Here is a 22759-nt window from a genome sequence, read left to right as displayed (position 1 = left end):
ACGCGCACCGTGGAGGCGTCGATAAGCGAAAAAGAAAACACCCGCCAGAACGCGTACAGGAAACGTACAGGTTAAGGGGGTTTACTAGCTTTAATTATTCTGCTGGAAGGAAAATTCACATGCCAGATTCAATCGAGGGCGTCAAGATCCTCGTCGTCGACGACGAGCCCAACATCGTCGAACTGCTCACCGTGTCCCTGCGGTTCCAAGGCTTCGAGGTTGAAAGCGTAAGCTCCGGGCAGGAAGCCTTGAAGGTTGCGCACGACTTCCGCCCTGACGCCTACATTCTCGACGTCATGATGCCCGGCATGGACGGCTTCGAGCTGCTGAGCAGGTTGCGCGCCGAGGGCCTCGACAGCCCCGTGCTGTTCCTCACCGCGAAGGACGCGGTGGAGGACCGCATCCACGGGCTGACCATCGGCGCTGACGACTACGTGACCAAGCCGTTCAGCCTAGAGGAAGTGATCACGCGCCTCCGCGTCATCCTGCGTCGCGGCCACGTCACGGACGACGCCGGCCAAGACGCCACACTGCGCTACGCCGACCTCACCCTCAACGATGACACCCACGAGGTGACAAAGGGCGGGGAGATCATCGACCTCTCACCGACCGAGTTCAACCTCCTGCGCTACCTAATGCTCAACGCCGAGGTGGTGCTGTCCAAGGCAAAGATCCTGGACAACGTCTGGCACTACGACTTCGGCGGCGACGGCAATGTCGTTGAGTCCTACATCTCCTACCTGCGCCGCAAGGTAGACACCGGTGACGTGCCGCTCATCCAAACCGTCCGCGGCGTCGGCTACGTCCTGCGCACCCCCCGCCAGTAACCCATGGCCCGCTCGGAGCTGTCCACCCAGTCCCGCACGAGCCAGATCCCGCTGCAGCGGCGGCTGCTCGCGATTGTCCTGTTGATCACGACCCTCGGCATGGCGCTGAGCTCCATCGCCGTGTACACGCTGATGCGCGGTCTGCTCTATCAGCGTGCCGATGAGCAACTCCGCGAGGGCCTCGACACATGGGTCGGCCAAGCTGCCCCCTGGCCGTCCATGGGAGCCCCGAGCGAGTTTCGCCAGGCCCTTCGGTACCCGGAATGGCCCGATTACCTCTACTATGACTCCCGCCCCGGTGCGAGCCCCGATTTCGCGCAGGTCAAGGGGTTCAAGCCGCAGACGATCGGTTCCCGGCGCGATTCAAGCGAGGCCGCTGAGTGGCGCGCCATGGCCGAAATCAACCCCGACGGCAGTATCCAGTATGTGGCCAAGTCGCTCGAGTCCGAGCACCGCATGCTCGCGTCGCTGGCGATCGTCTCCGCCGGCATGGGCACCCTCACGGTGATCTGCATCGGGTTCGGGGGCCATTTCTTCATCCGTCGCGCGCTCGCCCCGCTGCGGGAGGTGGAGAACACGGCGCTGGCGATTGCCGACGGTGACGTAGACCGGCGCGTGCCCGCATGGTCGCGCGACACCGAGGTGGGCAAGCTCTCCTTCGCGGTGAACACCATGGTGGGCCAGCTCCAGGACTCAATTGAGGAGTCCCGGGCGAAGGAGGAACAGATGCGCCGTTTCGTCGGCGACGCCTCCCACGAGCTGCGCACCCCCCTGACCAGCGTGCGCGGATACACAGAGCTCTACCGCAAAGGCATGGTCAGCGACCCCGACATGGTGCTGTCCAAGATCGACGAGGAGTCCGGCCGCATGAAGCTCCTCGTCGAGGACCTCCTGGCGCTCACCCGTGCGGAGGGGGCACGCTTGGAGACCCGCGAGGTGGACATGTTCGAGGTCGTCTCCTCGGTACGCTCCACGGCCCAGGCCGCTTTCCCCGACCGCGTCCTTCAGGTCAACAACGAGGCCATGAACGTGCCGATGGTGATGGGTGACCCCGACCGTCTCCATCGAGTCATGCTCAACCTGGTTAGCAACGCATTCAAACACGGCGGGCCCGAGGCCGAGGTCACCATCACCCTGCGGGAGAACTTGGACAAGGTATTCATCGATGTAACCGACGACGGCGTCGGCATGTCTGCCGAGGACGCCGACCACATCTTCGAGCGCTTCTACCGCGCCGACTCGTCCCGCAATCGCGCATCGGGCGGCGGCTCTGGCCTCGGATTGGCCATCACCAAGTCAATTGTCGAGTCCCATGGCGGCGCCATCTCGGTGCGCACCGCGCCGGGGAAGGGTTCCACGTTCACGCTGTCGCTTCCGATGGTTTGACCTTTCCCCTGCGGCACACCTTTTGATGGTGAACATGCACTCCATTAGCGAAGCAGCAGCCTGGCTCGGTGTAACGCCGAAAGCGCTCAGGCACTGGGACTCCCTCGGTATTCTCGTGCCGCAGCGACGCGGTGGCTTTCGCGTCTATTCGGACGAGGATCTGCAGCGTGGCTCGGTGATTGTGATCTACCAGCAGATGGGGATGTCTCTCAGCGAGATTTCTTCGCTTCTCGACGCCCCCTCCAGCGATTCCCTCCGCAACGCGCTGCGCCGCCACCGGCGCGAGCTCGCGCGGCGCGCTAGAGAGCTGAAGCGCCAAGTGGATGCATGCGACCAACTTTTGAAGGAGACGACGATGGAGAATCTAAGCCGATACTTCGGCGAGTACATGACTGCCTACCAATCAGAGGCCGAGCGGCGTTGGGGCGAGACCCCGGAGTGGGCGCAATCCGAGGCGCGCCTGAAGATCCAGGGCGCCAAGGACTTTGAGCGCCTCAAGGGCGAGCAGGAGACGTTCGCGGCCGACCTCACCGCGGCGCGAACCGCGGGCGTTGAGCCGGGCTCGGACGCCGCTGCGATCCTGGTGCGCAGGCACCGAGCGTCGATAAGCCAATGGTACGAGGCCACCGCGGCGCGCCAGCTGATTCTCGCGCGGATGTACGTCGCAGATGAGCGCTTCCACGCCGCGTACGGCGGGGAGCACACTTACTTGCTGCGGCTCGTGGAGGCACAGGCCGCAGCGGAAGGGGTCGATGTGGACAACCCCGCATGGGGCTAGCTTTTCCCGCGTCCTCTCCGCTCTACTTCTCGCGGCCGTCCTCGCCCACGCCGAGACGCGCGCGCAGCTTTGCGGCCGCCTCGTCCATTTTCCCCGGGTCCGTCTGGTCCGCCGGCATAATGGTGGACAGACTGTAGCCGCTCATGTCATCCGCCGGGAAGACGTGGACGTGGGCGTGGGGGACCTCGAAACCGGCGATGAGGTAGCCGGCGCGCTCGGATCCGAAGGCGTCGATGATCGCGCCGCCCACTTTCTGGGCGACCTCGTTGACGTGCGTCCAGGTGGCCGGGTCGAGATCGGTCCACTTGTCCACTTCCTCCACTGGGACGACAAGGGTGTGGCCGTAGGAGACGGGCTCGATGGTGAGGAACGCCGCAACCGTCTCGTCGCGGTAGACGAAGCGGCCCGGGATTTCCCCGTTGATGATCTTGGTAAACACGGTGCTCATGCTCGCCTAGGCTACCTGTAGATTGGAGGCCATGCGCATCCTCGTAATCGGCTCGGGCGGCCGCGAACACGCCCTGCTCAACGGCCTTTCCGGCCACGAACTCTTCGCCGCGCCGGGCAACGCCGGTATGGCGTCGCTGGCCTCGGTGCACCCAGTCGACGTGACGTCGCCGGACGCGGTTGTGGCCCTCGCTCGCGAGGTTGAGGCGGAGCTCGTCGTCATCGGCCCGGAAATCCCGCTCGTTGCGGGCGTTTCCGACGCCTTGCGGGAGGCAGGTTTTCAGGTGTTCGGTCCCTCCCGGGAGGCCGCCCAGCTCGAGGGGTCGAAGGCGTTTGCCAAGGACGTCATGGCGTCGGCCGGAGTCCTGACCGCATCGGCGACGCAGATTACGTCGCTTGATGAGATCGACGCGGCGCTCGACGAATACGGCCCTCGTTTCGTGGTCAAGGACGACGGCCTCGCCGGCGGCAAGGGGGTCGTGGTGACGGAGGACCGCGAAGCCGCCGCCGCCCACGCCCGCGCCGTGATCGAGGCTGGCAACCCGGTGCTTTTCGAGTCCTTCCTTGAGGGGCCGGAGGTCTCGCTGTTCTGCCTGGTCGACGGTGAGACGGTCGTGCCCCTTCTTCCGGCGCAGGATCACAAGCGAGCCTACGACGGCGACCAGGGACCCAATACCGGCGGAATGGGCGCGTATACGCCGCTGCCGTGGTTGCCGGAGGGCTCTGTGGAGCGCATCGTCACCGAGGTAGTTGAGCCGGTTGCGCGCGAAATGGTTGCCCGCGGCGTTCCTTACAAGGGCCTCTTGTACGCGGGTCTGGCGTGGGGCCAGGAGGGTCCCGCTGTCGTGGAGTTCAACGCCCGATTCGGGGACCCGGAGACACAACCCGTGCTCGCGCTCCTGGAGACACCGCTTGTCGACGCGCTTTACGCCGTCGCCGCCGGAACCCTGGCCGACCTTCCCGCCTTGTCCTGGAAGAAGGGGTACGCCGCGACGGTCGTGCTTGCCGCTGAGGGTTACCCTGAGTCCCCGCGCACGGGTGACGCCATCTCGGGTGACAATCTGGATGACCCGGCGAAGATCCTCCATGCGGGCACTGGCGCGCAGCACGGCACGCTGGTGTCGGGGGGTGGCCGCGTGCTCAACGCCCTCGGTGTCGGCGGCACGCTTCAGGAGGCCGTCCAGGCGGCCTACTCCGAGATTGAGCGCGTTGAGCTGCAGGGGTCGTTCTACCGCAGGGACATTGCCCGCGCGGCTATTGAGGGTGCGATCTCGCTGTAGCATTCGCTCGCCTCGGTGGTGGGTGGAACATGGGCGGGTCCGGTGCCTGGTGCGTCTCGATTTTGTGGTCGCGCTTCCGCAGCTTCGCCATTGGTGACTGGTGGTAGGAAACCGTCTCGTTGAAGCGGATGCCCCCGTCTGGGGAAACCACACCCACTCGGCATGTCTCTTGGCACCGTCCGACGTGCGATTTTCCGTTTCTTCCGTCCCGAGCGTCGTTATTCCAGGAGTGGTGGCGACGGCATAGGCCGGCGAGGTTGTCTAGGTCCGTGTTACCGCCCTGTATATGAGCCAGGATGTGGTGCATCTCCGCCTCGGACATGGGCACGTCGCAACCCGTCCACGCACACACGCCCTGGATGGCGAGCATCGCGATGCGCTGTTCCACACTTGCTAGTCGGGTCCTGCCGAGAGAGATGGGAACACCCGTGACTCGGTCGATGTGGAGGATGAAATCCTCCGTCTGGCCCATTCCGAGGCGCTCGAGGTCGAAACAATTCACCTCGATACCCGTGTTGGTCATGAACGTCGTGTGCCAGTCGGCGTCGGCGAGATCGTCGAGAGTGATAGCAAGCACCACAGATGCCGCACCGCGGTTTTTCACCTGCCGATCCGCCTCGAACTGGGTGAGGATGCGCCAAAACTGGTCGTAGCGGCGCTGCGTCGGAGTCCGTGAGTCCTCGGAAGAATCAGCGGTGGTGTTGGAACCGGGCCCGAAATCGGAACCCAGAAGCGCTTTGAACAGAGCCCAGTCGCCCGCGGTCATCGTGGCGGAGATCTTGTAGGTTCCGTCCGCTTTCTGGCGAGATGCCTTGATGCTGCGGGCGGAAAAACCCGCGTTCGGGTCGCAGTCCGGCTTGTGTGCCCGGTTGGCGCGCTGCACCTGGCTTCGAACGAACTTCCGCAAATCGCTGACGCCGCGAGTCTTCGCCTCCGCCATGGCACGGGTGTAGATCGAGGGCCGTTCATGCGCTGCTTCCTTTGACAAACCGCGCAGTTCGGAATCGATGACCGCCTGTTTCTCCGGACCCACGGTCTGCGAATCAGCACGAGCCTTTCTCTGGTTTTCGGTCGGCCCCGGTGCTGGTGGGTCGAAATCCAACGGGTTCTCCTCGCCGGTAGGCGGCTGGGGAGGCGGTGGCGGCGGGGGAGCGAACATATCCCGTCCTCGGCTCAGTCGCCGGAAAGCCTCTGCGGGTGATAGATCGAGGGCTTTCTCGAGGTAATCGTTCGCATGGTTGCCGCCCACTGCGCGGCCCGCCCGGTCCCGGTCGCAGATGTAGGCGAAAGAGGCGTCGACAAAGGCCTTCTTATTCACAGCCTGCTCTAGGCGCTCCATTTCGGCGCGGATTGACGCGAAGGACAGCGTTGCGGGGTCGTCGAAAAGCGAGCTCAGCTCATTCATTGCGCGAGCAATGTCGTCGACAAGCGTGCGCAGCTCGGCCATGGGACCCCCCTTTCTATTAAAATACCGACACTATAAAAACAACCCAGGACACGGCCCCCGCAAGATAGAACACTAGTTCGAATGCGGGTAGGCTTGGCCTGCGATGTCCACCCGCCATGGAATAATCGGACGCGTGGAGAAACCGATGAACGCAAACGTCCTGTCCAACCGCTACGCATCCCCGGAAATGGCGTCGTTGTGGAGCGCCGAGCACAAGATTGTGCTCGAGCGCCAGCTCTGGATCGCCGTGATGAAAGCGCAGAAGGAGCTCGGGGTCGACATCCCGGACGAGGCGGTCAACGCTTACGAAAGCGTCATCGATCACGTCAACCTGAGCAGCATTGCAGAGCGCGAAAAGATAACCCGCCACGATGTGAAGGCGCGCATCGAGGAGTTCAACGCGCTCGCCGGTCACGAGCATATCCACAAGGGCATGACCAGCCGCGACCTCACCGAGAACGTCGAGCAGCTGCAGATCATCCGCTCCCTCGAGCTCACCCGCGACAAGGCCGTGGCGCTACTCAGAACCGTAGGCAACCGCGCGGAGCAGTATAAATCGCTGGTCATGGCCGGCCGCTCCCACAACGTGGCTGCGCAGGCGACGACCCTTGGCAAGCGCTTCGCTTCCGCCGCCGATGAAATCCTCGCCGCCACCGAACGCATCGAACACCTTCTCAGCGCCTACCCGCTGCGAGGCATCAAGGGACCGATGGGAACGTCTCAGGACATGCTGGATCTGATGGGCGGCGACGAGGGAAAGCTCAACGAGCTCGAAGCCGGAATCGCCCGTCACCTTGGGTTTAACCGTATCTTTGATTCGGTTGGCCAGGTTTACCCGCGGTCCCTCGACTTCGATGTCATCTCCGCAATCGTGCAGCTTGGCGCCGGCCCGTCCAGCCTGGCCACCACGATCCGCCTCATGGCCGGCAACGAGACGGTCACGGAGGGTTTCAAGGAGGGCCAAGTTGGCTCGTCCGCGATGCCGCACAAGATGAACGCCCGCTCCTGCGAGCGCGTCGGCGGTTTCCAGGTGATCCTCCGCGGCTACCTCACCATGGTGGCGGACCTCGCGGGGCAGCAGTGGAACGAGGGCGACGTGTTCTGCTCGGTCGTGCGCCGTGTCGCCCTGCCCGACGCCTTCTTCGCCATCGATGGCCAGCTGGAGACTTTCCTCACGGTGCTCGCTGAATTCGGCGCATTTCCGGCGATGATCAACCGGGAACTGGACCGCTACCTACCGTTTCTCGCCACCACGCGCATCCTCATGGCGTCTGTGCGCGCGGGCGTGGGCCGTGAGACGGCGCACGAGGTGATCAAGGAGCACGCAGTCGCGATGGCGCTGGACATGCGCGAGAACGGTGCGGAGCAGAACCTCATCGAGCGCCTCGCCGCCGACGAGCGTCTCCCCCTGTCGCAGGCCCAACTCGAGGAGGCGCTGGAGGACCGCCACGCCTTCATCGGCGCCGCGGAGTCGCAGGTGGACAACGTGCTCGGACGGATTCAGAAGCTTATCGACGCCCACCCCGACGCCGCCGGCTACACACCGGGCGACATCCTGTAAGAGGCGCTACTCCCAGCGCACGTATTGGGGCTGGTGCGCTGTGTTCCTGGGGCTCGGCTCGGTGGCCAGCGCCACGCCGGTGCCCACGATCCCCGGGTCGTCTGCTCCCTTCCAGGTGACAACGGCTTGCTTATACTCCCGCCCGATCTCCATGTCGCCGGTGAATGCGGGCACCTCGTCGTCCGCGCTGACCCCGCAGTACTCGTTGTTGCCGGTGGGCACGAAGTTGGCGTTGACTCCGCCGGGGTCGACTGGGGTCAGCTTTGGCAGTGTCACGGAATAGCTGCCGTCGCTCTTGCCAACTGGGGTGAAGGTGGCCACGAAGCAAGTAAAACCTGCGTAGCGCTCCGGCTTTGGTCGCTCGATGGTCGTCGTGGGGGAGGCACCGGAGCCGTCCGAACTACCAGCACCGGAATCGCTCTCCTCCGGCTCAGGCAGCCCGATCGCCCCCGGGTCCTGCCCGATCCGGGCCTTGATCTCCTCGTGGGTGAGCGTTTCCGTTTTTTCCACGGTCACCTCCCAGTACACGGCGGCGCCGGTGTCGAATCCGGTGGTGACCACCGTTGCGGAGTCGCCAAAGTCGAGCACCTCCCCGTCACTGGTGGGTGTGAAGTCCTCGGGCTCGTCGGCAAGCTCTGTCAGCGGCTCCGCGATGGAGGCGGTCGGCTGATCGGCCCCGGCGGAGCATGCGGTCAGCGCGCCCGCCGCCCCCGCCAAGGAAAGCCCGAGCGCCAAAACAGATCGGTTTATCATGGCTCAAGAGTAGGTCACTGCCCGGTGCGTCGCCCCGATTCGCCCTGACGCGAGCCCGGACTACACTGGCTCACCATGCGCCCTGAGTTATCCGATTACACTCACCTCTCTGGCGGCAAAGTCCGCGAGATTTACGAGGTTGATCGCGACACGTTGCTGATGATGGCAACGGACCGAATTTCGGCATTCGACTTCCCCCTCGATCCGGAAATCCCGGACAAGGGCAGAATCCTCACTGCAACCAGTACTTTCTTCTTCGACCTTCTGCAGCGCGAGCTCAACTTTCCCAACCATCTGGCGGGCCCAGTCGAGGACGAGCGGGTCCCGGAAGAGGTGCTGGGTCGCGCGCACGTGGTGAAAAAGCTGGACATGATTCCGTTCGAGTGCGTGGCCCGGGGTTATCTGACGGGCTCAGGCAAGAAGGAGTACGACGCGACCGGCCGCGTGTGCGGAGTGGCGTTGCCGGAAGGTCTGGTCGAGGCCTCGAAGCTGCCAGAGCCGATCTTCACTCCAGCGACAAAGGCGGAGCAGGGCGACCACGATGAGAACGTCACATTCGCGTATGTCGCCTCCAAGCTGGGGGACAGACTGGCGACGGAGCTAAAGGAGGCGACGCTGGCGATCTACACCGCTGCCGCCACCTACGCGGAGTCCCGCGGCATCATACTCGCGGACACGAAGCTCGAGTTCGGTCTGGACTCCGACGGCACGCTCGTGCTTGCCGACGAAGTCCTCACCCCGGATTCGTCCCGCTACTGGCCCGCGGACTCGTACGAGGCGGGCAAGGTGCAGCCGAGCTTTGACAAGCAGTACGTGCGCAACTGGCTCACCGGCCCCAAATCGGGCTGGGATCCGGCGGGTGACGTGGAGCCGCCGGAGCTGCCGGGCTCGGTGGTGGAGGCGACCCGCGACCGTTACATCGAGGCCTACGAGCGCTTGAGCGGAGAGAAGTTCTGCAACTGGCCGGGAGCCAACGCGTAACCGGCCATAAGTACACTCGGCGGTCATGAGCATGACTGCCCCGCAAGCCCCCCAAGCCCCCAAGGCTCCCCAGCATCCGGTGACTCGCTCGTTCCACGGCCGCGACGTGGTGGACAATTTCGAGTGGCTCCGCAACAAGGAGAGCCGCGAAACCCTCGATTACCTGGAAGCGGAGAACGCCTACACCGAGGCGCAGACACAACACCTGCAGCCGTTAACGGACTCTGTTTACCGGGAGATCAAGGGCCGCGTGAAAGAAACGGACATGTCCGTTCCCACACGCCAGGGTGGCTGGTGGTATTACGGCCGGACGGTGGAGGGCAAGGACTACGGCATCTCCTGCCGTGTCGCCGCTGACCCCGGCCAACCGTGGACACCGCCCGAGGTGCCCGAAGATGGCACCCCACTGCCCGGTGAACAGGTGCTCCTCGACGTCAACGAGCTCGCCGCAGACCACGAGTTCTTTTCCCTTGGCGCGTCCAGCGTGACCACCTCGGGCCGTCTCCTCGCCTACTCCTTCGACACTGCAGGTGATGAGCGATTCGAGCTGCGAGTCAAAGACCTCGTGTCGGGCTCGCTTCTCGACGATCACTTGACCAACGTCTTCTATGGTGCGGTGTGGGCAGGGGAAGAACACATCTTCTATCTGCGTGTCGACGACGCGTGGCGCCCGCACCAGGTCTGGCGCCACAAGCTCGGCACCGAGGAGGCTGAGGACGTCCTTGTCTACGAGGAGACGGACGAGCGCTTCAACGTGGGCATCGGTGCGGACCGCGCGGAGCGCTTCCTCTACATTGTCACGGGTTCCAAGACCACCAGCGAGTTCCGTGTGCTCGAGCTCGAAGACCCCGAGGGTAGGTTCCGGCTTCTGTGGGAGCGTGAAGATGGCGTGGAATACGACGTCGATTACGCGCTTGTGGGTGGCTCCGAACACTGGGTAGTCACCCACAACGCAACGGGCCCGAACTACGCCGTCGGAACGTGCCCGGTCGACAACGTCAAACCCCTCCGCGAGCTGGATGAGCTCGTCGCCCCCGACGACACGCGCCGGGTCGAGGGCACGGATGCTTACCGCGATTTTATGTTCCTGAGTTACCGATCCGGGGGAATCGGAAGACTTGCCGTCGCCGACCTCCGATCCGATGAGTTCGGCCCCTTCAGGGAGCTCGAGTTCGACGAGGAGTTGTACTCCGTCGGCCTTTCCGGCAACCCGGAGTGGGACGCCCCGGTCGTGCGCATCAGCTACACCTCGTTCACCCAGCCTGCCCAGGTGCTGGATTACAACGTCGCGGAGCGCACGTTTACGCTGCTCAAGGAGCAGCAGGTCGAGGGCGGTTACAACCCGCACGACTATGTGGCAGAGCGGATCTGGGCGACTGCGGTCGACGGGACGCAGGTGCCGGTGTCGGTCGTCCGGCGCATTGAGAGGGGCGTCGATAAGCCTGCTCAGCCCAACCCGGCGTTGCTTTACGGTTACGGTTCTTACGAGCACTCGACCGACCCGTACTTTTCCGTCGCCCGGTTAAGTTTGCTGGACCGCGGCATGGTGTGGGCGTGCGCGCACGTGCGCGGCGGCGGCGAGATGGGGCGGTTGTGGTACGACAACGGAAAGATGATGTCCAAGCGCAACACCTTCACCGACTTCATCGCGTGCGCCGACGCCTTGGTCGAACGTGGCCTCACAACCTATGACCAGCTCGTTGCGGAGGGTGGCTCGGCCGGAGGCCTGCTGATGGGCGCGGTTGCGAACTTGGCGCCGGAGAAGTTCGCGGGGATCCTGGCGATCGTGCCGTTCGTGGACCAGCTCACCTCGATACTCATGCCCGAACTACCGTTGACGGTGACCGAATGGGAGGAGTGGGGCGACCCATTCCACGACCCTGAGGCCTACGACTACATCGCCAGCTACTCTCCGTACGAGAACCTCGAGGCGAAGCAATACCCGAATATCCTGGCCGTGACCAGCCTCAATGACACCAGAGTGCTGTACGTGGAACCTGCGAAGTGGATTGCCAAACTTCGCCAGACCGCCACCGGTGGAACGTTCCTTTTGAAAACGGAAATGTCCGCTGGCCACGGCGGGGTGTCCGGCCGCTACGCACGCTGGAAGCAGACGGCGTTCGAGTACGCCTGGGTGCTGGACACGGCAGGAGCCGTAGAGCGCTAGCTTGGCGGTTATGCGATAATTGCCCCTATGCCCGGCCACGTCCTCGTCTCCGTGTCGTCGATTTTCGACGGCACCCTCGACAACGTCGAGCGCCTCGTCACCGGCCTTGATGCCGCCGAGATTCCCGTCTCCCTGCTGGTGGCTCCGCACATCGACAAGAAGTGGCACCTGGCCAAGGACAAAAAGACCCGCAACTGGCTGCTGTCCCAGCAGGAAGCAAATCGGGCGCTGATCCTCAACGGTTTCGACCAGCCGGTTCAGGGCCGCCGGGCGGAGTTCGCGACGCTCGGCGCCCACGAAGCGCGCCTCCGCCTCAAGGGAGCGACCCGCCAGATGGAGTCCCTCGGGTTCTCCTTTTCCATTTTCGCGCCGCCACGCTGGCGGCTCTCCGAGGGCACGCTCGAGGTGCTGCCGGACTTCGGTTTCCTCCTCGTCGCCTCCACGAACGGGCTCTACCAGACCGACACCGGGATGTTCTACCAATGCCGCAATCTCTCCGTTGGGGAGGGCTTCGGTGCAGCTAAATGGTGGCGCCGCAACATCATTCGAGCAGCCCAACGTGGCGCGGCGAAGGGAAACATCATCCGTCTCTCGGTCTCGGGACGTGAGCTCGGGGACAAGAAGGTCCGCCGCGACTTCCTGAACGCTGCGTCAGCGGCCATGGAAGAAGGCGCGGAGCCTTCCGACTACCGCGCCTTCTTGGCCTAGAGCCGTGCAAGGACTGCAACGGCAGAGTCCCTGGGGTTCTACATGCCCATACGGGCGAGGATAGCGGAGGCACCGTCCGGGTAGAGGAAATTCACCGCAGCAACGATAAGCGCGATGACGCCTGTTGCACCTACAAGTGCACTGATGATGCCTCCCAGTAGACCAGAGGAACTCGAGTGGCTGGGCCTGCTGCTGTCCGTTGGCAGATCAAGATCGGGTGCTGGGTCCGGCTCGGTGTTTAGGTTGAAGCCGACCTTGATCGGGTCGTGGTCGGAGGAGCGGAACGGGTTGTCCGCCTGGAAGAAGTCCTGCACGTTGTAGTTGCGGCGGGAGTACTCGAAGGCTACGGACTCGTCTGCGTTGATGTTCCAAACGGCCGCGTCCTGCACAAGGGCCACCGCCGCTTCGTTGCCCATGACGTGGTCGAGGGAGCCGAGCTGTCCACTGAACTGGTAGGACGCGCCGTCGAAGTCGCGTCGGGATTCGATGTTGGTGAAGCCCTGCTGCTCGAGGTAGCGGACGGCGTCTTCCTTGGAGTAGGAGTTCAGGTCGCCGAGGATGAACACAGGCTTCTCAGCCCAGTCTGTTTGCGCCTCAAGGTGGTCGACCAGCGCGGTGGACTGGGCGGTTCGGACGTCCGCGTTGTTGCCCTGGCCGTCACCGGTGTCCGTATCGCCGTTAGCGACGGAACCCTTGGACTTGAAGTGGTTAACAATAGCCACGAAGCTGTTCTCCCCGTTGTCACCGGCGGGCTTGAATTCCTGTGCAAGCGGCTGTCGCGCGGTGCCGGTGAAGGCTGGGTCGTCAAAAATCCTGGACTCGCCGACGGGTTCGACTTCGTCCCTGTTGTAAATGAACGCGACGCGAATGAAATCCTCGTCGGTACCTAGCTCGGTGGGCGACTTCACGTAGGCCCAGTTTCCACCGGCGGCGTTGAGGGCGTCGACAAGCTTGCTCAGCGCCTCGTCGCGGCGCGCGACGTCGCCGGTGACGGTGTAGGTGTTCTCGATCTCTTCGAGGCCGAGCACACTCACGTCGAGACGGTTGATCGCGTTAACAATCTTCGCCTGTTGGTCCTGGAACGCCTGCTGCGAGTACGCGCCGCGCACGTCGCAGTTCCGGGTGGAGACGGGGTTTCCGTAGATGTCCTCGTAGGAGCCGCAGCCGGCGACGTCCTCACCGAGGGTGGTGAAGTAATTCAGAACGTTAAAGGACGCGATGAAGAATTCACCCTGCACGGAATTCGGAACCGCGAGGGTCGCCTCCCGGGAATCCTGCCAGGTGATCGGGAGATCGGCGGCCTCGTTTTTGCCCGTGATCGGCTCCAGGGGTTGGAAACGCCAAAAATTATGCGAGAAGTCAACCACGACGTCTGTTTGGAAGTCGACCTGGTCACCGGTGCGCAAGGACTTGATCCCCTGATCTGAGGTGATGAGGTACGGCAGCGGGGTGTTTTTGTCGTTGTTGAGGTAGTTGCGGGTGCGGCCGTCGTCGAGGTAAACCACCTCTGCGTCCTGCTCGGCCTGGAGAGCCTGGGCCGGCGCACCGGGCAGAACGACATCGGTGGGGGTGCGGTGCGCGACAGCACCCGGGGCGAGCCCGACCTCGCCGAAAGAATTCAGCGAGTAGTTGTTGGTCACGGTGTAGTCGCCGGTGGGGCGCAGGAGCATGCCCTCGTAGGGCTCGCGAGCCTCGTTACCGGCGGGGAGGTTGTCAATCTTGACCGCGACGGGGGTTGCGAGCGTGGACTCGAGAGCGGTGATTGAAGACGCGGTGATCTGGGTGACGTCGTAGAACTCGCTGACCGCACCGCTGACCTGGACAGAGGCGCCTACGGCGGGGTAGTCCGTGCGGGAGCCCATGTAGACGAAGATTCCGTCCGAAGCGTCACCCGCGTTCTTCGGCGCGGTGCCGGTGCCGGCGGTCTGCAGGTAAAAGCCGTTCTTGCCGCCCTCCGGGTACGCGGCAGTAACGACACCCTCCGTTGTGACTGTCTGGCCGGCCAGCGGGGAGGTTGCCCCCGTGCCCTGGATCTGGGCGATCGGGGTGATGGAAGCCGGATCAACCGGATCAACCGGGTCAGCCGGGTCGGTGGGGGTGCCCGCAGAACCCGAGTTCATCGGTGTCGGAGCGGCGACGGAGAAGTCGGCTGCATTGTTGTCGGTGTCGACGCCGACCGCAGTGCGCTGGATGGACGTAGAATTTGCCGTCGTCTTGGCGGGGGCGCCCTCGGATGTGTTAGCGGATCCCCAGCCGACGAGGTCGACCTGCGTCCCGGTGGCGTCGAAAAGCGCGGCGACGGCGTTGGTTGCGCTGAATCCGAACTTCGCGGTTTGATCTGGCGTGGGGAGAGCGCCGGAGTTTGTGGCGCCAGCGTCACCCTGTACGAGGAAGTAACCGCCGGCCGGGATTGAACCAGAGAGCATCACCGTATTGCCGACATTGTTGGCGGCGGAGCGCTGCTCGATTTTCCACCCGGATACGTCGATGGGCGCGCCGGTCGGGTTGTACAGCTCGACGAAGTCGTTGAAATACACAGAGCCGGAGTTGCCGCCGCCGCCGTAGACCTCGTTGATGACCACGGCGGAACCGTCCGGGGCTGCGAAGGCAGATGGGGCGACAAAGGAGACAGCGCCTGAGGCGATGGCGATGGCCATCGCACCGCTAAGAGAGCGGCGGGAGAGAGACATGGAAATTCCTTGCTTCAAAATGGGTATAAGGGTTGCGACCGGGGTCCGGTCTTAAGCTAACCCCGTTTCTGGAATCTTGCTGAGTCGGCAGCCAGAATTTCCACAGCGTTTACTCGGGTGCAATTTTCGCCTTACATGGCCCCAAAAAATGTCAATTAGGGCGTGTCTGAACGTCCGATATACTGGGCGCGTCGTATGACCTACCTATAGCGAAGGACCCCCATGGCACGTGTCGTCGTAAATGTCATGCCGAAGGCAGAAATTCTTGATCCGCAGGGCCAGGCAGTCCTGCGCGCGCTCGGTCGAATCGGGGTGAGCGGTGTGGAGGACGTCCGTCAGGGCAAGCGCTTCGAAATCGAGGTCGATGACTCCGTCACCGACGCCGAACTCGAGCGCGTGGCCGAGACCCTGCTGGCGAACACCGTGATTGAGGACTTCGAGGTTGTTCGATGACGGCAACCATCGGAGTGATCACCTTTCCGGGAACGCTCGATGACGTTGATGCCCTCCGAGCAGTGAGAGTCGCCGGAGCGGAGCCGAAGGAGCTCTGGCACGCGGACAACGACTTGAACGGTGTGGACGCTGTCATTGTCCCGGGCGGCTTCTCCTACGGCGACTACCTGCGTTCCGGCGCGATTGCCGCACAGGCACCCATGATGGGAGCGGTTGTGGAGGCTGCGAAGAAGGGAATGCCCGTCCTCGGCATCTGTAACGGGTTCCAGATTCTCACCGAGGCAGGTCTGTTGCCGGGTGCGCTCACCCGCAATCAGGGTCTGCTTTTCCACTGCGTCGACACCCACCTTGTGGTGGAGAACAATTCCACGGCGTGGACCTCGAACTTCGAGGCGGGGGAGAAGATCCTCGTCCCCGCAAAGCACGGTGAGGGTCGCTTCCAGGCCGCGCCGGAGACGATCGAGCAGCTGGAGAAAGAAGGCCGCGTTGTATTCCGCTACACCGACAACTTCAACGGCTCCGTCAACGGCATCGCTGGTGTAACCAACGAAACCGGGCGCGTCGTCGGCCTTATGCCTCACCCGGAGCACGCGGTTGAATTACTCACCGGCCCCTCTGCCGACGGCCTGGGCCTGTTCCTATCCGCCATTTCTTCGATCGGAGCGTAAAGGATGACCGTGCACAACGACACCGTCGACAACGCAAAGTCCACCCCCGACCAGGAGCAGCCCTACCGCGAGCTTGGTCTCAAGGATGACGAGTACCAGCGCATCGTCGGTATCCTCGGCCGCCGCCCGACGGACGCCGAGCTGACCGTCTATTCCGTCATGTGGTCGGAGCACTGCTCATACAAATCGTCGAAGGTCCATCTTCGCTACTTCGGACAGACGATGACCGAGGAGATGGGCTCCAAGCTGCTTGCCGGGATCGGCGAGAACGCCGGTGTCGTGGACATCGGCGGTGGCGATGCCGTGACCTTCCGCGTGGAGTCTCACAACCACCCGTCGTACATTGAGCCCTACCAGGGTGCGGCCACGGGTGTCGGCGGCATCGTCCGAGACATTATGGCCATGGGTGCGCGCCCGATCGCTGTGATGGACCAACTCCGCTTCGGCCCCGCTGACGCGGACGACACGAAGCGCGTGCTCCCCGGAGTTGTGGCCGGAATCGGCGGCTACGGCAACTGCCTCGGTCTCCCGAACATCGGCGGTGAGACGGTCTTCGACGAGACATACGCCGGTAACCCGTTGGTGAACGCCCTCTGTGTCGGCACCCTGAAGGTTGAGGACCTCAAGCTTGCCTTCGCTTCAGGCAAGGGAAACAAGGTAATCCTGTTCGGATCCCGCACCGGCCTCGACGGCATTGGCGGAGTTTCCGTCCTCGCCTCCGAGACTTTCGAGGAGGGAGCGGAACGTAAGCTCCCGGCCGTCCAAGTCGGTGACCCGTTCGCCGAGAAGGTGCTCATCGAGTGCTGCCTGGAGCTTTACCACTCCGGTGTGGTTGTTGGCATTCAGGATCTCGGCGGCGCAGGCCTGGCCTGCGCCACGTCAGAGCTGGCTGCATCCGGTGACGGCGGAATGCGTGTGAATCTCGACGCCGTACCTCTGCGGGCCGAGAATATGTCCGCGGCCGAGATCCTTGCCTCGGAGTCCCAGGAGCGCATGTGCGCCGTCGTTGCGCCGGAAAACGTCGAGCGGTTCATGGCGATCTGCGCCAAGTGGGACGTCAACGCCGCCGTTATCGGTGAGGTCACCGGTGAAGGTGACCGTCTCGTGATCACCCACAACGGTGAGGTCGTTCTCGATGCCCCACCGTCGACCATTGCCGACGAAGCCCCCGTCTATGAGCGTCCGTGGGCGCGCCCCGCATGGCAGGATGAGGTGCAGCAGCAAGTGGGCGTCGGTAAGCATGCGAACCTGCGTGAGACGTGGCTGCGAATGGTCGCCTCCCCGGCATTGTGCTCGCGCGACTTCATCACCCAGCAGTATGACCGCTACGTGCGCGGCAACACCGTGCAGGCGAAATACGCCAACTCGGGTGTCTTGCGCATCAACGAGGAGAACAACCGCGGTGTCGCCGTCTCCGCCGACGCATCGGGCCGCTACACCTATCTCGACCCGAACATGGGCGCGCGCCTTGCCCTCGCCGAGGCGTACCGCAATGTCGCCGTCACCGGTGCTCGCCCCGTCGCCATCACCAACTGCCTGAACTTCGGCTCGCCGGAGAACCCGGACGTGATGTGGCAGTTCCGTGAAGCCGTCCACGGCCTGGCGGATGGCGCGGTTGAACTGGGCATTCCTGTCTCCGGAGGCAACGTCTCCTTCTACAACCAGACCGGTGATGTTCCGATCCTCCCGACCCCTGTCGTGGGCGTCCTCGGCGTGATCGAGGATGTGGAGAAGGCCATCGGCCATGCGTTGCCTGCCCGCAACGACGAGGAGTTCACGCTCCTGTTGCTCGGCGAGACGCGCGACGAGTTCGGCGGCTCCATCTGGCAGGAGATTTCCGGCCAGGGCCTCGCCGGCCTACCGCCGCAGGTCGACCTCGGCAACGAGGAGCGCTTGGCTGAATTCTTCGTCGGCAACGGATCCGTCTCCGCGGCGCACGACCTTTCCGAGGGCGGCCTGGCCCAAGCGCTGTTCGAGACTCTGCTCGGTTCCGGCAAGGGCGCGCAGGTGGATCTGACCGGAGTGCACGAGGACGCATTCACCGCCATGTTCTCCGAGTCCGCCTCCCGCGTGCTCGTCGCCGTTTCCCAGGACCGCGCGGACACCGCCGTTCAGCGTGCCACGGAGGCAGGTGTTCCGGTCACCGTGCTGGGAACCACGAATAGCACCGGCGACATAACCGTTGCGGGAGAAACTGTCACCGTTGCCGAGCTGGCCGAGGCGTGGCATGCGACCCTGCCGCAGCTGTTCGACCACGCGATGGCACCGAACTCGCCAGCCTAAGTCCCGGGCTGTTGCCGGTGGGTTCGGCGCCCGCCGTGAGCCTAAGAGTGTAGTTGGCGGGCGTCGGCCGGGCGCACCAGCGGGATCGGCGTGTACTCCTGCCGCAGGTCCTTCAATGTCTGGGTGTGCTCCCACAACCTCTTGTCTTCGTCGGTCGACGGGACAAACTGGCGTGCGGCGAGGGGTTGTCCGTCGAGGTCGATGCCCACATAAGTGAAGGTGGCGTGAATCGCCGGGGTCAACGCTTCGCGCCCGCCGCGGGGGTTGCCGGAACGCACTTGGATGACCAGGTGCATGGAGCGGGCGTCGGTACGCGTGAGGCGCGCGTCCACTTCGACCAAGTCGCCGATGGAGATCGGTTTGCGGAAGCGAATCCCGCCCGCGTAGACCGCCACGGTACGCTCGCCCGACCACTCCATGGTGCAAGCGACACCGGCTTCATCGATCCACTCCATGGCGCTGCCACCGTGAACTTTGCCGCCCCAGTTGATATCGGTGGGTTTGGCCAGGAACCGGTGGATCACCCGCGGTGCGGTGGAATCATCCGTATACGTTTGCGTGCTCATCTCGGCTTCGATGGCTTGGCGCAGCTCGATGCGCGACATCGCCGCGTGGCGCACGCGCTCCTCTTCCTCGGTCGAGGGCCGGAAGGCGGGAACGGGAGTCGTCTGACCCGTCTCTGGGTCCTTTGCCACGAAGATGACAAGGCAGTCGCAGGCGCGGGTGAATACGCCCTCACGCGGGTCCGCGGAGAGTACTTCGTTGACGATGTGCATCGAGGTCCGGCCGGTCATTGCGACGCGGGAGCGCACCTCCACCAGGTGTCCGGAAGGAATGGGGCGCGTGAAGTGGATGTGGCCGACGTAGGCGGTCACGCAATAGGTGCCGGACCACTGGACCGCGCACGCGTAGGCGGCCTTGTCAATCCATTCGAGGACGCGGCCGCCGGACACGCCCTGCGCGCCGGCCATGAGGACGTCGTTGGGCGCCGCCATAAAGCGCAAGGTCACCAGGGGGGATTTCGTCTGTTCAACGGGGGATGCCATGAGTGAACACATTAGTATGTCGGTCATGAGTGCGCGTAAGAGCGACCCGGTGGCGACGCGGGAGACGGTGGAGGCGGTTGCCGCTTGGCTCCGCGGGGAGACCGAAGACGCACCGCCGCGCAAGGAGCTTGCCGACGCTTGCCGCACCACCGCCCGCACCCTCGCTGAAGAACTACCAGGCCACGCGGTTGAGCTGCGCGTGCCGCCGTTCGTCGCGGTGCAGTGCATCGACGGGCCCCGCCACACTCGCGGCACCCCACCGAACGTCGTTGAAATGAGCCCAGAGACGTGGCTGCGGGTCGCCACGGGTATCGAGTCTTTCCGGGACGCCCTTTCGGCGGGGCGTATCGACGCTTCCGGTTCCCGTGCGAGCGAGGTCGCCCGTGGCCTTCCCGTGATTGCCATAGATGAGGGGTAATCCGATAAGGTGGGGCACGTGCAAACCTTGAGTACACAGGATATTCGCGGTAACAACGAGGACGTTCCCCGCGATGAGTGTGGCGTATTCGGAGTGTGGGCTCCGGGGGAGGACGTGTCCAAGCTCACCTACTTCGGCCTCTTCGCGCTTCAGCACCGTGGCCAGGAAGGTGCGGGCATCGCGGTGGGTGACAACGAGAACATCGTGGTGTTCAAGGATACGGGCCTTGTCTCCCAAATCTTCGATGAATCGGTTCTTGATGCCCTGCAGGGTGACGTCGCCATCGGGCACACCCGTTACTCCACGGCAGGCGGCAACAGCTGGGAAAACGTCCAACCGATGTTCCGCACCTCGCCGAACGGGACGGATGTGGCCCTTGCCCACAACGGCAACCTGACCAATTATCAGGAGCTCCAGGCTCAGGCGATCGAGCGCAAGCTCATCCCGCCGCAGGGGGTGGAAGGTCAAGGCTCATCGTCCGACACGGCGGTTGTGTCGGCGCTGCTCACTGATGCCATCCGCGACAACTCCTCGCTTCTCGACGCCGCCCGCAAGCTGCTTCCCACCATCAAGGGCGCGTTCTGCTTCATGTTCACCGACGGGCACACGCTCTACGCCGCCCGCGACCCGCACGGCGTGCGCCCGCTGTCGCTGGGCCGCCTCGAGCGCGGCTGGGTGGTCGCATCCGAGACGTGCGCGCTCGACATTGTCGGTGCCACCTACGTCCGGGACATCGAGCCGGGTGAACTTATCACCATCGACGAGACCGGGGTCCACACCGAGCGTTTTGCGGACACCCCACGAGCACACTGCGTGTTCGAGTACGTCTACGTCGCCCGTCCTGACTCCGTGATCGAGGGGCGTTCGGTGCACGCGACGCGCATCGAGATCGGCAAACGCCTTTCGCACGTCGAACCGGTGGAGGGTGACCTGGTCATGCCGGTGCCGGAGTCCGGCACTCCCGCCGCAATCGGTTATGCCGAGGAATCGGGTATCCCGTTCAAACAGGGCCTGATGAAGAACGCCTACGTCGGCCGCACATTCATCCAGCCCTCGGACACCCTGCGTCAGCTGGGTCTGCGCCTGAAGCTCAATCCGGTGCGCGAGATTATCGAGGGCAAGCGGCTCATTGTCGTGGACGACTCAATCGTGCGCGGCAACACGCAGCGCAAGCTGATCAAAATGCTGCGGGAGGCCGGTGCGGCGGAGGTGCATGTCCGTATCGCGTCGCCGCCGGTGAAGTGGCCGTGCTTCTACGGTATCGACTTCGCCAGCCCCGGCGAGTTGATTGCGAATAACGGCGGCGGTGTCAACGACGCGGCCACGCGCGAATCCATCCGCACTATGATCGGGGCGGATTCCCTGGCGTTTGTGTCCACTGAGGACATGATCGCGTCCACGAGGCAGCCTGCGGAAAGCCTCTGCGCCGCGTGTTTCACCGGCCACTATCCGCTGGGCCTGCCGGAGGGCAACCCCAACGCCGAGCTCGTCCGCCGCATGCAGAAAGGTGACCACTAGTCATGACGACGAACCAGAACACCACCACTGAGCCCGTTTCTTACGAGGCCGCCGGTGTCTCCATCGAGGCCGGTGACAAGGCGGTCGAGCTTTTCGCACCACTGGCGAAACGCGCCTCGCGGCCCGAGGTGCGCGGCGGGCTGGGCGGGTTCGCCGGCCTGTTCGCGCTTGGCAAGTACCGCGAGCCGCTCCTGGCCGCGGGCTCCGACGGTGTGGGCACCAAGCTCGCCGTCGCGCAGGCGATGGACAAGCACAACACCATCGGCATTGACCTCGTAGCCATGTGCGTGGACGACCTTGTTGTCTGCGGTGCGGAACCTTTGTTCCTGCAGGACTACATCGCGATCGGCAAGGTCGTGCCCGAGAAGGTCGCGCAGATCGTCGCCGGTATCGCCGAGGGCTGCGTCCAGGCCGGTTGCGCCCTGCTCGGCGGAGAGACGGCGGAGCACCCCGGTGTGATGAACCCGGAGGACTACGACGTCTCGGCAACGGCCGTCGGTGTCGTGGAGGCCGACGAACTCCTCGGCCCGGACAGGGTGCGCGACGGTGATGTCATCATCGGCATGGCGTCGTCCGGCTTGCATTCCAACGGATACTCGCTGGCGCGCCACGTCCTGCTCGAGCGCGCGGGCCTGCCGCTCGACGGCTATGTCGACGAGCTCGGGCGCACCCTGGGCGAGGAAATGCTCGAACCGACGCGGATTTACGCCCTCGACTGCCTCGCGCTCGCGTCCGAGTGCTCGGTGCGCACCTTCTGCCACGTCACTGGCGGCGGGCTGGTCGGCAACATGGAGCGCATCATCCCCGAGGGCAAGGTCGCGGACATGAACCGCTCCACGTGGTCCCCGAGCCCGATCTTCCGCTACATCCAGTCTGTGGGAAACGTACCTCAGGAGGAGATGGAGAAAACCTTCAACATGGGTGTCGGCATGGTCGCCATTGTCGCCCCGGAGGACAGGGATCGTGCGCTAGCTATTCTCGCCGCCCGCCACATCAACAGCTGGGTTCTGGGTGAGGTCCGCGCCGCGACCGACGCTGACATGTCCCGGGCGGTTTTGGCCGGGACCCACCCCCAGTTTTAATACGCAACAGCACCCGCGCCCCATGAGGGGGCCGGGTGCTGTTGTTCTGTAGGGAAGCTAGCGCCTGTCCGAATCCCAGTCGGAGTAGTCGGCGTACTGGTCATCCACCTCGTCATCAGAGTCGCTCCAGCTGCGTGCCGGGGACTGGCCCGCGAGCTCGCGCTGGAGCGAATCGAGATCCATGTCAGGAGTGTGGTACTTCAGCTGGCGAGCAACCTTGGTCTGCTTTGCTTTGGCGCGTCCGCGACCCATGGCGTGACCCCCTT

At 64.1% G+C, this 22759-nt stretch carries 20 protein-coding genes; 14 read left to right on the top strand and 6 right to left on the bottom strand.

The features are described 5' to 3' along the window. The first annotated feature begins 119 nt into the window (after window positions 1-119). From G7Y29_RS09010 to G7Y29_RS09000, 3 genes are read left to right on the top strand one after another with little or no spacing between them, the layout of a single operon-like run. A complete protein-coding gene (locus G7Y29_RS09010; RefSeq protein WP_165002254.1) occupies window positions 120-827 on the top strand; it encodes a response regulator transcription factor in 708 nt (235 codons plus the stop codon). A 3-nt stretch (window positions 828-830) separates the two neighbouring features. Further along, entirely contained in the window at window positions 831-2213 is a 1383-nt protein-coding gene (locus G7Y29_RS09005; RefSeq protein WP_165002253.1) for a sensor histidine kinase, read from the top strand. Window positions 2214-2247: 34 nt separating this feature from the next. Beyond that, complete coding sequence (locus G7Y29_RS09000; protein WP_196820142.1) at window positions 2248-2991, top strand: MerR family transcriptional regulator; 744 nt, start codon at window positions 2248-2250, stop codon at window positions 2989-2991. Between the two features lie 22 nt (window positions 2992-3013). Here G7Y29_RS09000 and G7Y29_RS08995 read toward each other — a convergent pair whose 3' ends face one another. After that, on the bottom strand, window positions 3014-3439 hold the full coding sequence (locus G7Y29_RS08995) for an HIT family protein (RefSeq protein WP_165002251.1): 426 nt from the start codon (window positions 3437-3439) through the stop codon (window positions 3014-3016). Between the two features lie 31 nt (window positions 3440-3470). Between G7Y29_RS08995 and purD the strand changes: the two genes are divergently transcribed. Continuing rightward, window positions 3471-4718: a phosphoribosylamine--glycine ligase gene (purD, locus tag G7Y29_RS08990; RefSeq protein ID WP_165002250.1), complete on the top strand. Its 1248-nt coding sequence runs from the start codon at window positions 3471-3473 to the stop codon at window positions 4716-4718. On the opposite strand, the gene G7Y29_RS08985 is transcribed toward purD, so the two are convergent. Continuing rightward, entirely contained in the window at window positions 4693-6165 is a 1473-nt protein-coding gene (locus G7Y29_RS08985; protein WP_165002249.1) for an HNH endonuclease signature motif containing protein, read from the bottom strand. The two genes, purD and G7Y29_RS08985, sit on opposite strands and share 26 nt — an antisense overlap. 145 nt (window positions 6166-6310) lie before the next feature. Between G7Y29_RS08985 and purB the strand changes: the two genes are divergently transcribed. Further along, window positions 6311-7726 (top strand): adenylosuccinate lyase, encoded by a 1416-nt coding sequence (purB, locus tag G7Y29_RS08980; RefSeq protein ID WP_165002248.1) that lies wholly within the window; start codon window positions 6311-6313, stop codon window positions 7724-7726. Between the two features lie 6 nt (window positions 7727-7732). Here the strand turns inward: purB and G7Y29_RS08975 are convergent, their stop codons facing one another. Then, a complete protein-coding gene (locus G7Y29_RS08975) occupies window positions 7733-8479 on the bottom strand; it encodes a hypothetical protein (protein WP_165002247.1) in 747 nt (248 codons plus the stop codon). Between the two features lie 75 nt (window positions 8480-8554). Between G7Y29_RS08975 and G7Y29_RS08970 the strand changes: the two genes are divergently transcribed. Genes G7Y29_RS08970 through G7Y29_RS08960 form a run of 3 tightly spaced genes read left to right on the top strand, consistent with a single transcriptional unit; the run spans window position 8555 to window position 12335 of the window. Next, on the top strand, window positions 8555-9460 hold the full coding sequence (locus G7Y29_RS08970) for a phosphoribosylaminoimidazolesuccinocarboxamide synthase (RefSeq protein ID WP_165002246.1): 906 nt from the start codon (window positions 8555-8557) through the stop codon (window positions 9458-9460). Window positions 9461-9491: 31 nt separating this feature from the next. Further along, window positions 9492-11627, top strand: a complete 2136-nt coding sequence (locus G7Y29_RS08965) for a S9 family peptidase (RefSeq protein WP_165002466.1) — start codon at window positions 9492-9494, stop codon at window positions 11625-11627. A gap of 27 nt (window positions 11628-11654) precedes the next feature. Next, entirely contained in the window at window positions 11655-12335 is a 681-nt protein-coding gene (locus tag G7Y29_RS08960) for a DUF2334 domain-containing protein (RefSeq protein WP_165002245.1), read from the top strand. Between the two features lie 38 nt (window positions 12336-12373). Here the strand turns inward: G7Y29_RS08960 and G7Y29_RS08955 are convergent, their stop codons facing one another. After that, window positions 12374-15025 (bottom strand): ExeM/NucH family extracellular endonuclease, encoded by a 2652-nt coding sequence (locus tag G7Y29_RS08955; RefSeq protein WP_165002244.1) that lies wholly within the window; start codon window positions 15023-15025, stop codon window positions 12374-12376. Window positions 15026-15247: 222 nt separating this feature from the next. Here G7Y29_RS08955 and purS point away from each other — a divergent pair, with 222 nt between their 5' ends. The 3 genes from purS to purL are packed head-to-tail and all read left to right on the top strand — an operon-like array spanning window position 15248 to window position 18429. Beyond that, window positions 15248-15478 (top strand): phosphoribosylformylglycinamidine synthase subunit PurS, encoded by a 231-nt coding sequence (gene purS / locus G7Y29_RS08950; protein ID WP_165002243.1) that lies wholly within the window; start codon window positions 15248-15250, stop codon window positions 15476-15478. Then, the gene (gene purQ, locus G7Y29_RS08945) at window positions 15475-16146 is read left to right on the top strand and encodes a phosphoribosylformylglycinamidine synthase subunit PurQ (RefSeq protein ID WP_165002242.1); all 672 of its coding nucleotides are present in this window, start codon (window positions 15475-15477) and stop codon (window positions 16144-16146) included. Before purS ends, purQ begins: the two co-directional genes overlap by 4 nt. A 3-nt stretch (window positions 16147-16149) precedes the next feature. Continuing rightward, window positions 16150-18429, top strand: coding sequence for a phosphoribosylformylglycinamidine synthase subunit PurL (purL, locus tag G7Y29_RS08940; protein WP_165002241.1), 2280 nt, complete (start codon window positions 16150-16152; stop codon window positions 18427-18429). A 41-nt stretch (window positions 18430-18470) separates the two neighbouring features. Here purL and G7Y29_RS08935 read toward each other — a convergent pair whose 3' ends face one another. Next, window positions 18471-19475, bottom strand: coding sequence for an acyl-CoA thioesterase (locus G7Y29_RS08935; RefSeq protein ID WP_165002240.1), 1005 nt, complete (start codon window positions 19473-19475; stop codon window positions 18471-18473). A gap of 25 nt (window positions 19476-19500) precedes the next feature. On the opposite strand from G7Y29_RS08935, the gene G7Y29_RS08930 reads away from it, so the two are divergent. The 3 genes from G7Y29_RS08930 to purM are packed head-to-tail and all read left to right on the top strand — an operon-like array spanning window position 19501 to window position 22493. After that, a complete protein-coding gene (locus tag G7Y29_RS08930; RefSeq protein WP_249399740.1) occupies window positions 19501-19893 on the top strand; it encodes a sterol carrier family protein in 393 nt (130 codons plus the stop codon). An 18-nt stretch (window positions 19894-19911) separates the two neighbouring features. Beyond that, window positions 19912-21411, top strand: coding sequence for an amidophosphoribosyltransferase (gene purF / locus G7Y29_RS08925; protein WP_165002238.1), 1500 nt, complete (start codon window positions 19912-19914; stop codon window positions 21409-21411). A 2-nt stretch (window positions 21412-21413) separates the two neighbouring features. Continuing rightward, window positions 21414-22493: a phosphoribosylformylglycinamidine cyclo-ligase gene (gene purM, locus G7Y29_RS08920; RefSeq protein WP_165002237.1), complete on the top strand. Its 1080-nt coding sequence runs from the start codon at window positions 21414-21416 to the stop codon at window positions 22491-22493. Window positions 22494-22550: 57 nt separating this feature from the next. Here the strand turns inward: purM and G7Y29_RS08915 are convergent, their stop codons facing one another. After that, entirely contained in the window at window positions 22551-22745 is a 195-nt protein-coding gene (locus G7Y29_RS08915; RefSeq protein ID WP_165002236.1) for a DUF3073 domain-containing protein, read from the bottom strand. Window positions 22746-22759: the final 14 nt, after the last annotated feature.

It is taken from the genome of Corynebacterium qintianiae (genome assembly GCF_011038645.2).
Lineage (GTDB): Bacteria > Actinomycetota > Actinomycetes > Mycobacteriales > Mycobacteriaceae > Corynebacterium > Corynebacterium qintianiae.
Note: the sequence above shows the minus strand (reverse complement) of the source record. Positions and strands in the feature narration are given on the sequence as shown.

Coding starts and splice junctions, on each gene's coding strand:
- G7Y29_RS08985 (WP_165002249.1), bottom strand. CDS start 6,165: ATGGCCGAGCTGCGCACGCTTGTCGACGACATTGCTCGCGCAATGAAT.
- purM (WP_165002237.1), top strand. CDS start 21,414: ATGACGACGAACCAGAACACCACCACTGAGCCCGTTTCTTACGAGGCC.
- G7Y29_RS08915 (WP_165002236.1), bottom strand. CDS start 22,745: ATGGGTCGCGGACGCGCCAAAGCAAAGCAGACCAAGGTTGCTCGCCAG.
- G7Y29_RS08995 (WP_165002251.1), bottom strand. CDS start 3,439: ATGAGCACCGTGTTTACCAAGATCATCAACGGGGAAATCCCGGGCCGC.
- purQ (WP_165002242.1), top strand. CDS start 15,475: ATGACGGCAACCATCGGAGTGATCACCTTTCCGGGAACGCTCGATGAC.
- G7Y29_RS09000 (WP_196820142.1), top strand. CDS start 2,248: ATGCACTCCATTAGCGAAGCAGCAGCCTGGCTCGGTGTAACGCCGAAA.
- purL (WP_165002241.1), top strand. CDS start 16,150: ATGACCGTGCACAACGACACCGTCGACAACGCAAAGTCCACCCCCGAC.
- G7Y29_RS08970 (WP_165002246.1), top strand. CDS start 8,555: ATGCGCCCTGAGTTATCCGATTACACTCACCTCTCTGGCGGCAAAGTC.
- G7Y29_RS08935 (WP_165002240.1), bottom strand. CDS start 19,475: ATGGCATCCCCCGTTGAACAGACGAAATCCCCCCTGGTGACCTTGCGC.
- G7Y29_RS08960 (WP_165002245.1), top strand. CDS start 11,655: ATGCCCGGCCACGTCCTCGTCTCCGTGTCGTCGATTTTCGACGGCACC.
- G7Y29_RS08965 (WP_165002466.1), top strand. CDS start 9,492: ATGACTGCCCCGCAAGCCCCCCAAGCCCCCAAGGCTCCCCAGCATCCG.
- G7Y29_RS08930 (WP_249399740.1), top strand. CDS start 19,501: ATGAGTGCGCGTAAGAGCGACCCGGTGGCGACGCGGGAGACGGTGGAG.
- G7Y29_RS08975 (WP_165002247.1), bottom strand. CDS start 8,479: ATGATAAACCGATCTGTTTTGGCGCTCGGGCTTTCCTTGGCGGGGGCG.
- G7Y29_RS09005 (WP_165002253.1), top strand. CDS start 831: ATGGCCCGCTCGGAGCTGTCCACCCAGTCCCGCACGAGCCAGATCCCG.
- purD (WP_165002250.1), top strand. CDS start 3,471: ATGCGCATCCTCGTAATCGGCTCGGGCGGCCGCGAACACGCCCTGCTC.
- G7Y29_RS09010 (WP_165002254.1), top strand. CDS start 120: ATGCCAGATTCAATCGAGGGCGTCAAGATCCTCGTCGTCGACGACGAG.
- G7Y29_RS08955 (WP_165002244.1), bottom strand. CDS start 15,025: ATGTCTCTCTCCCGCCGCTCTCTTAGCGGTGCGATGGCCATCGCCATC.
- purS (WP_165002243.1), top strand. CDS start 15,248: ATGGCACGTGTCGTCGTAAATGTCATGCCGAAGGCAGAAATTCTTGAT.
- purB (WP_165002248.1), top strand. CDS start 6,311: ATGAACGCAAACGTCCTGTCCAACCGCTACGCATCCCCGGAAATGGCG.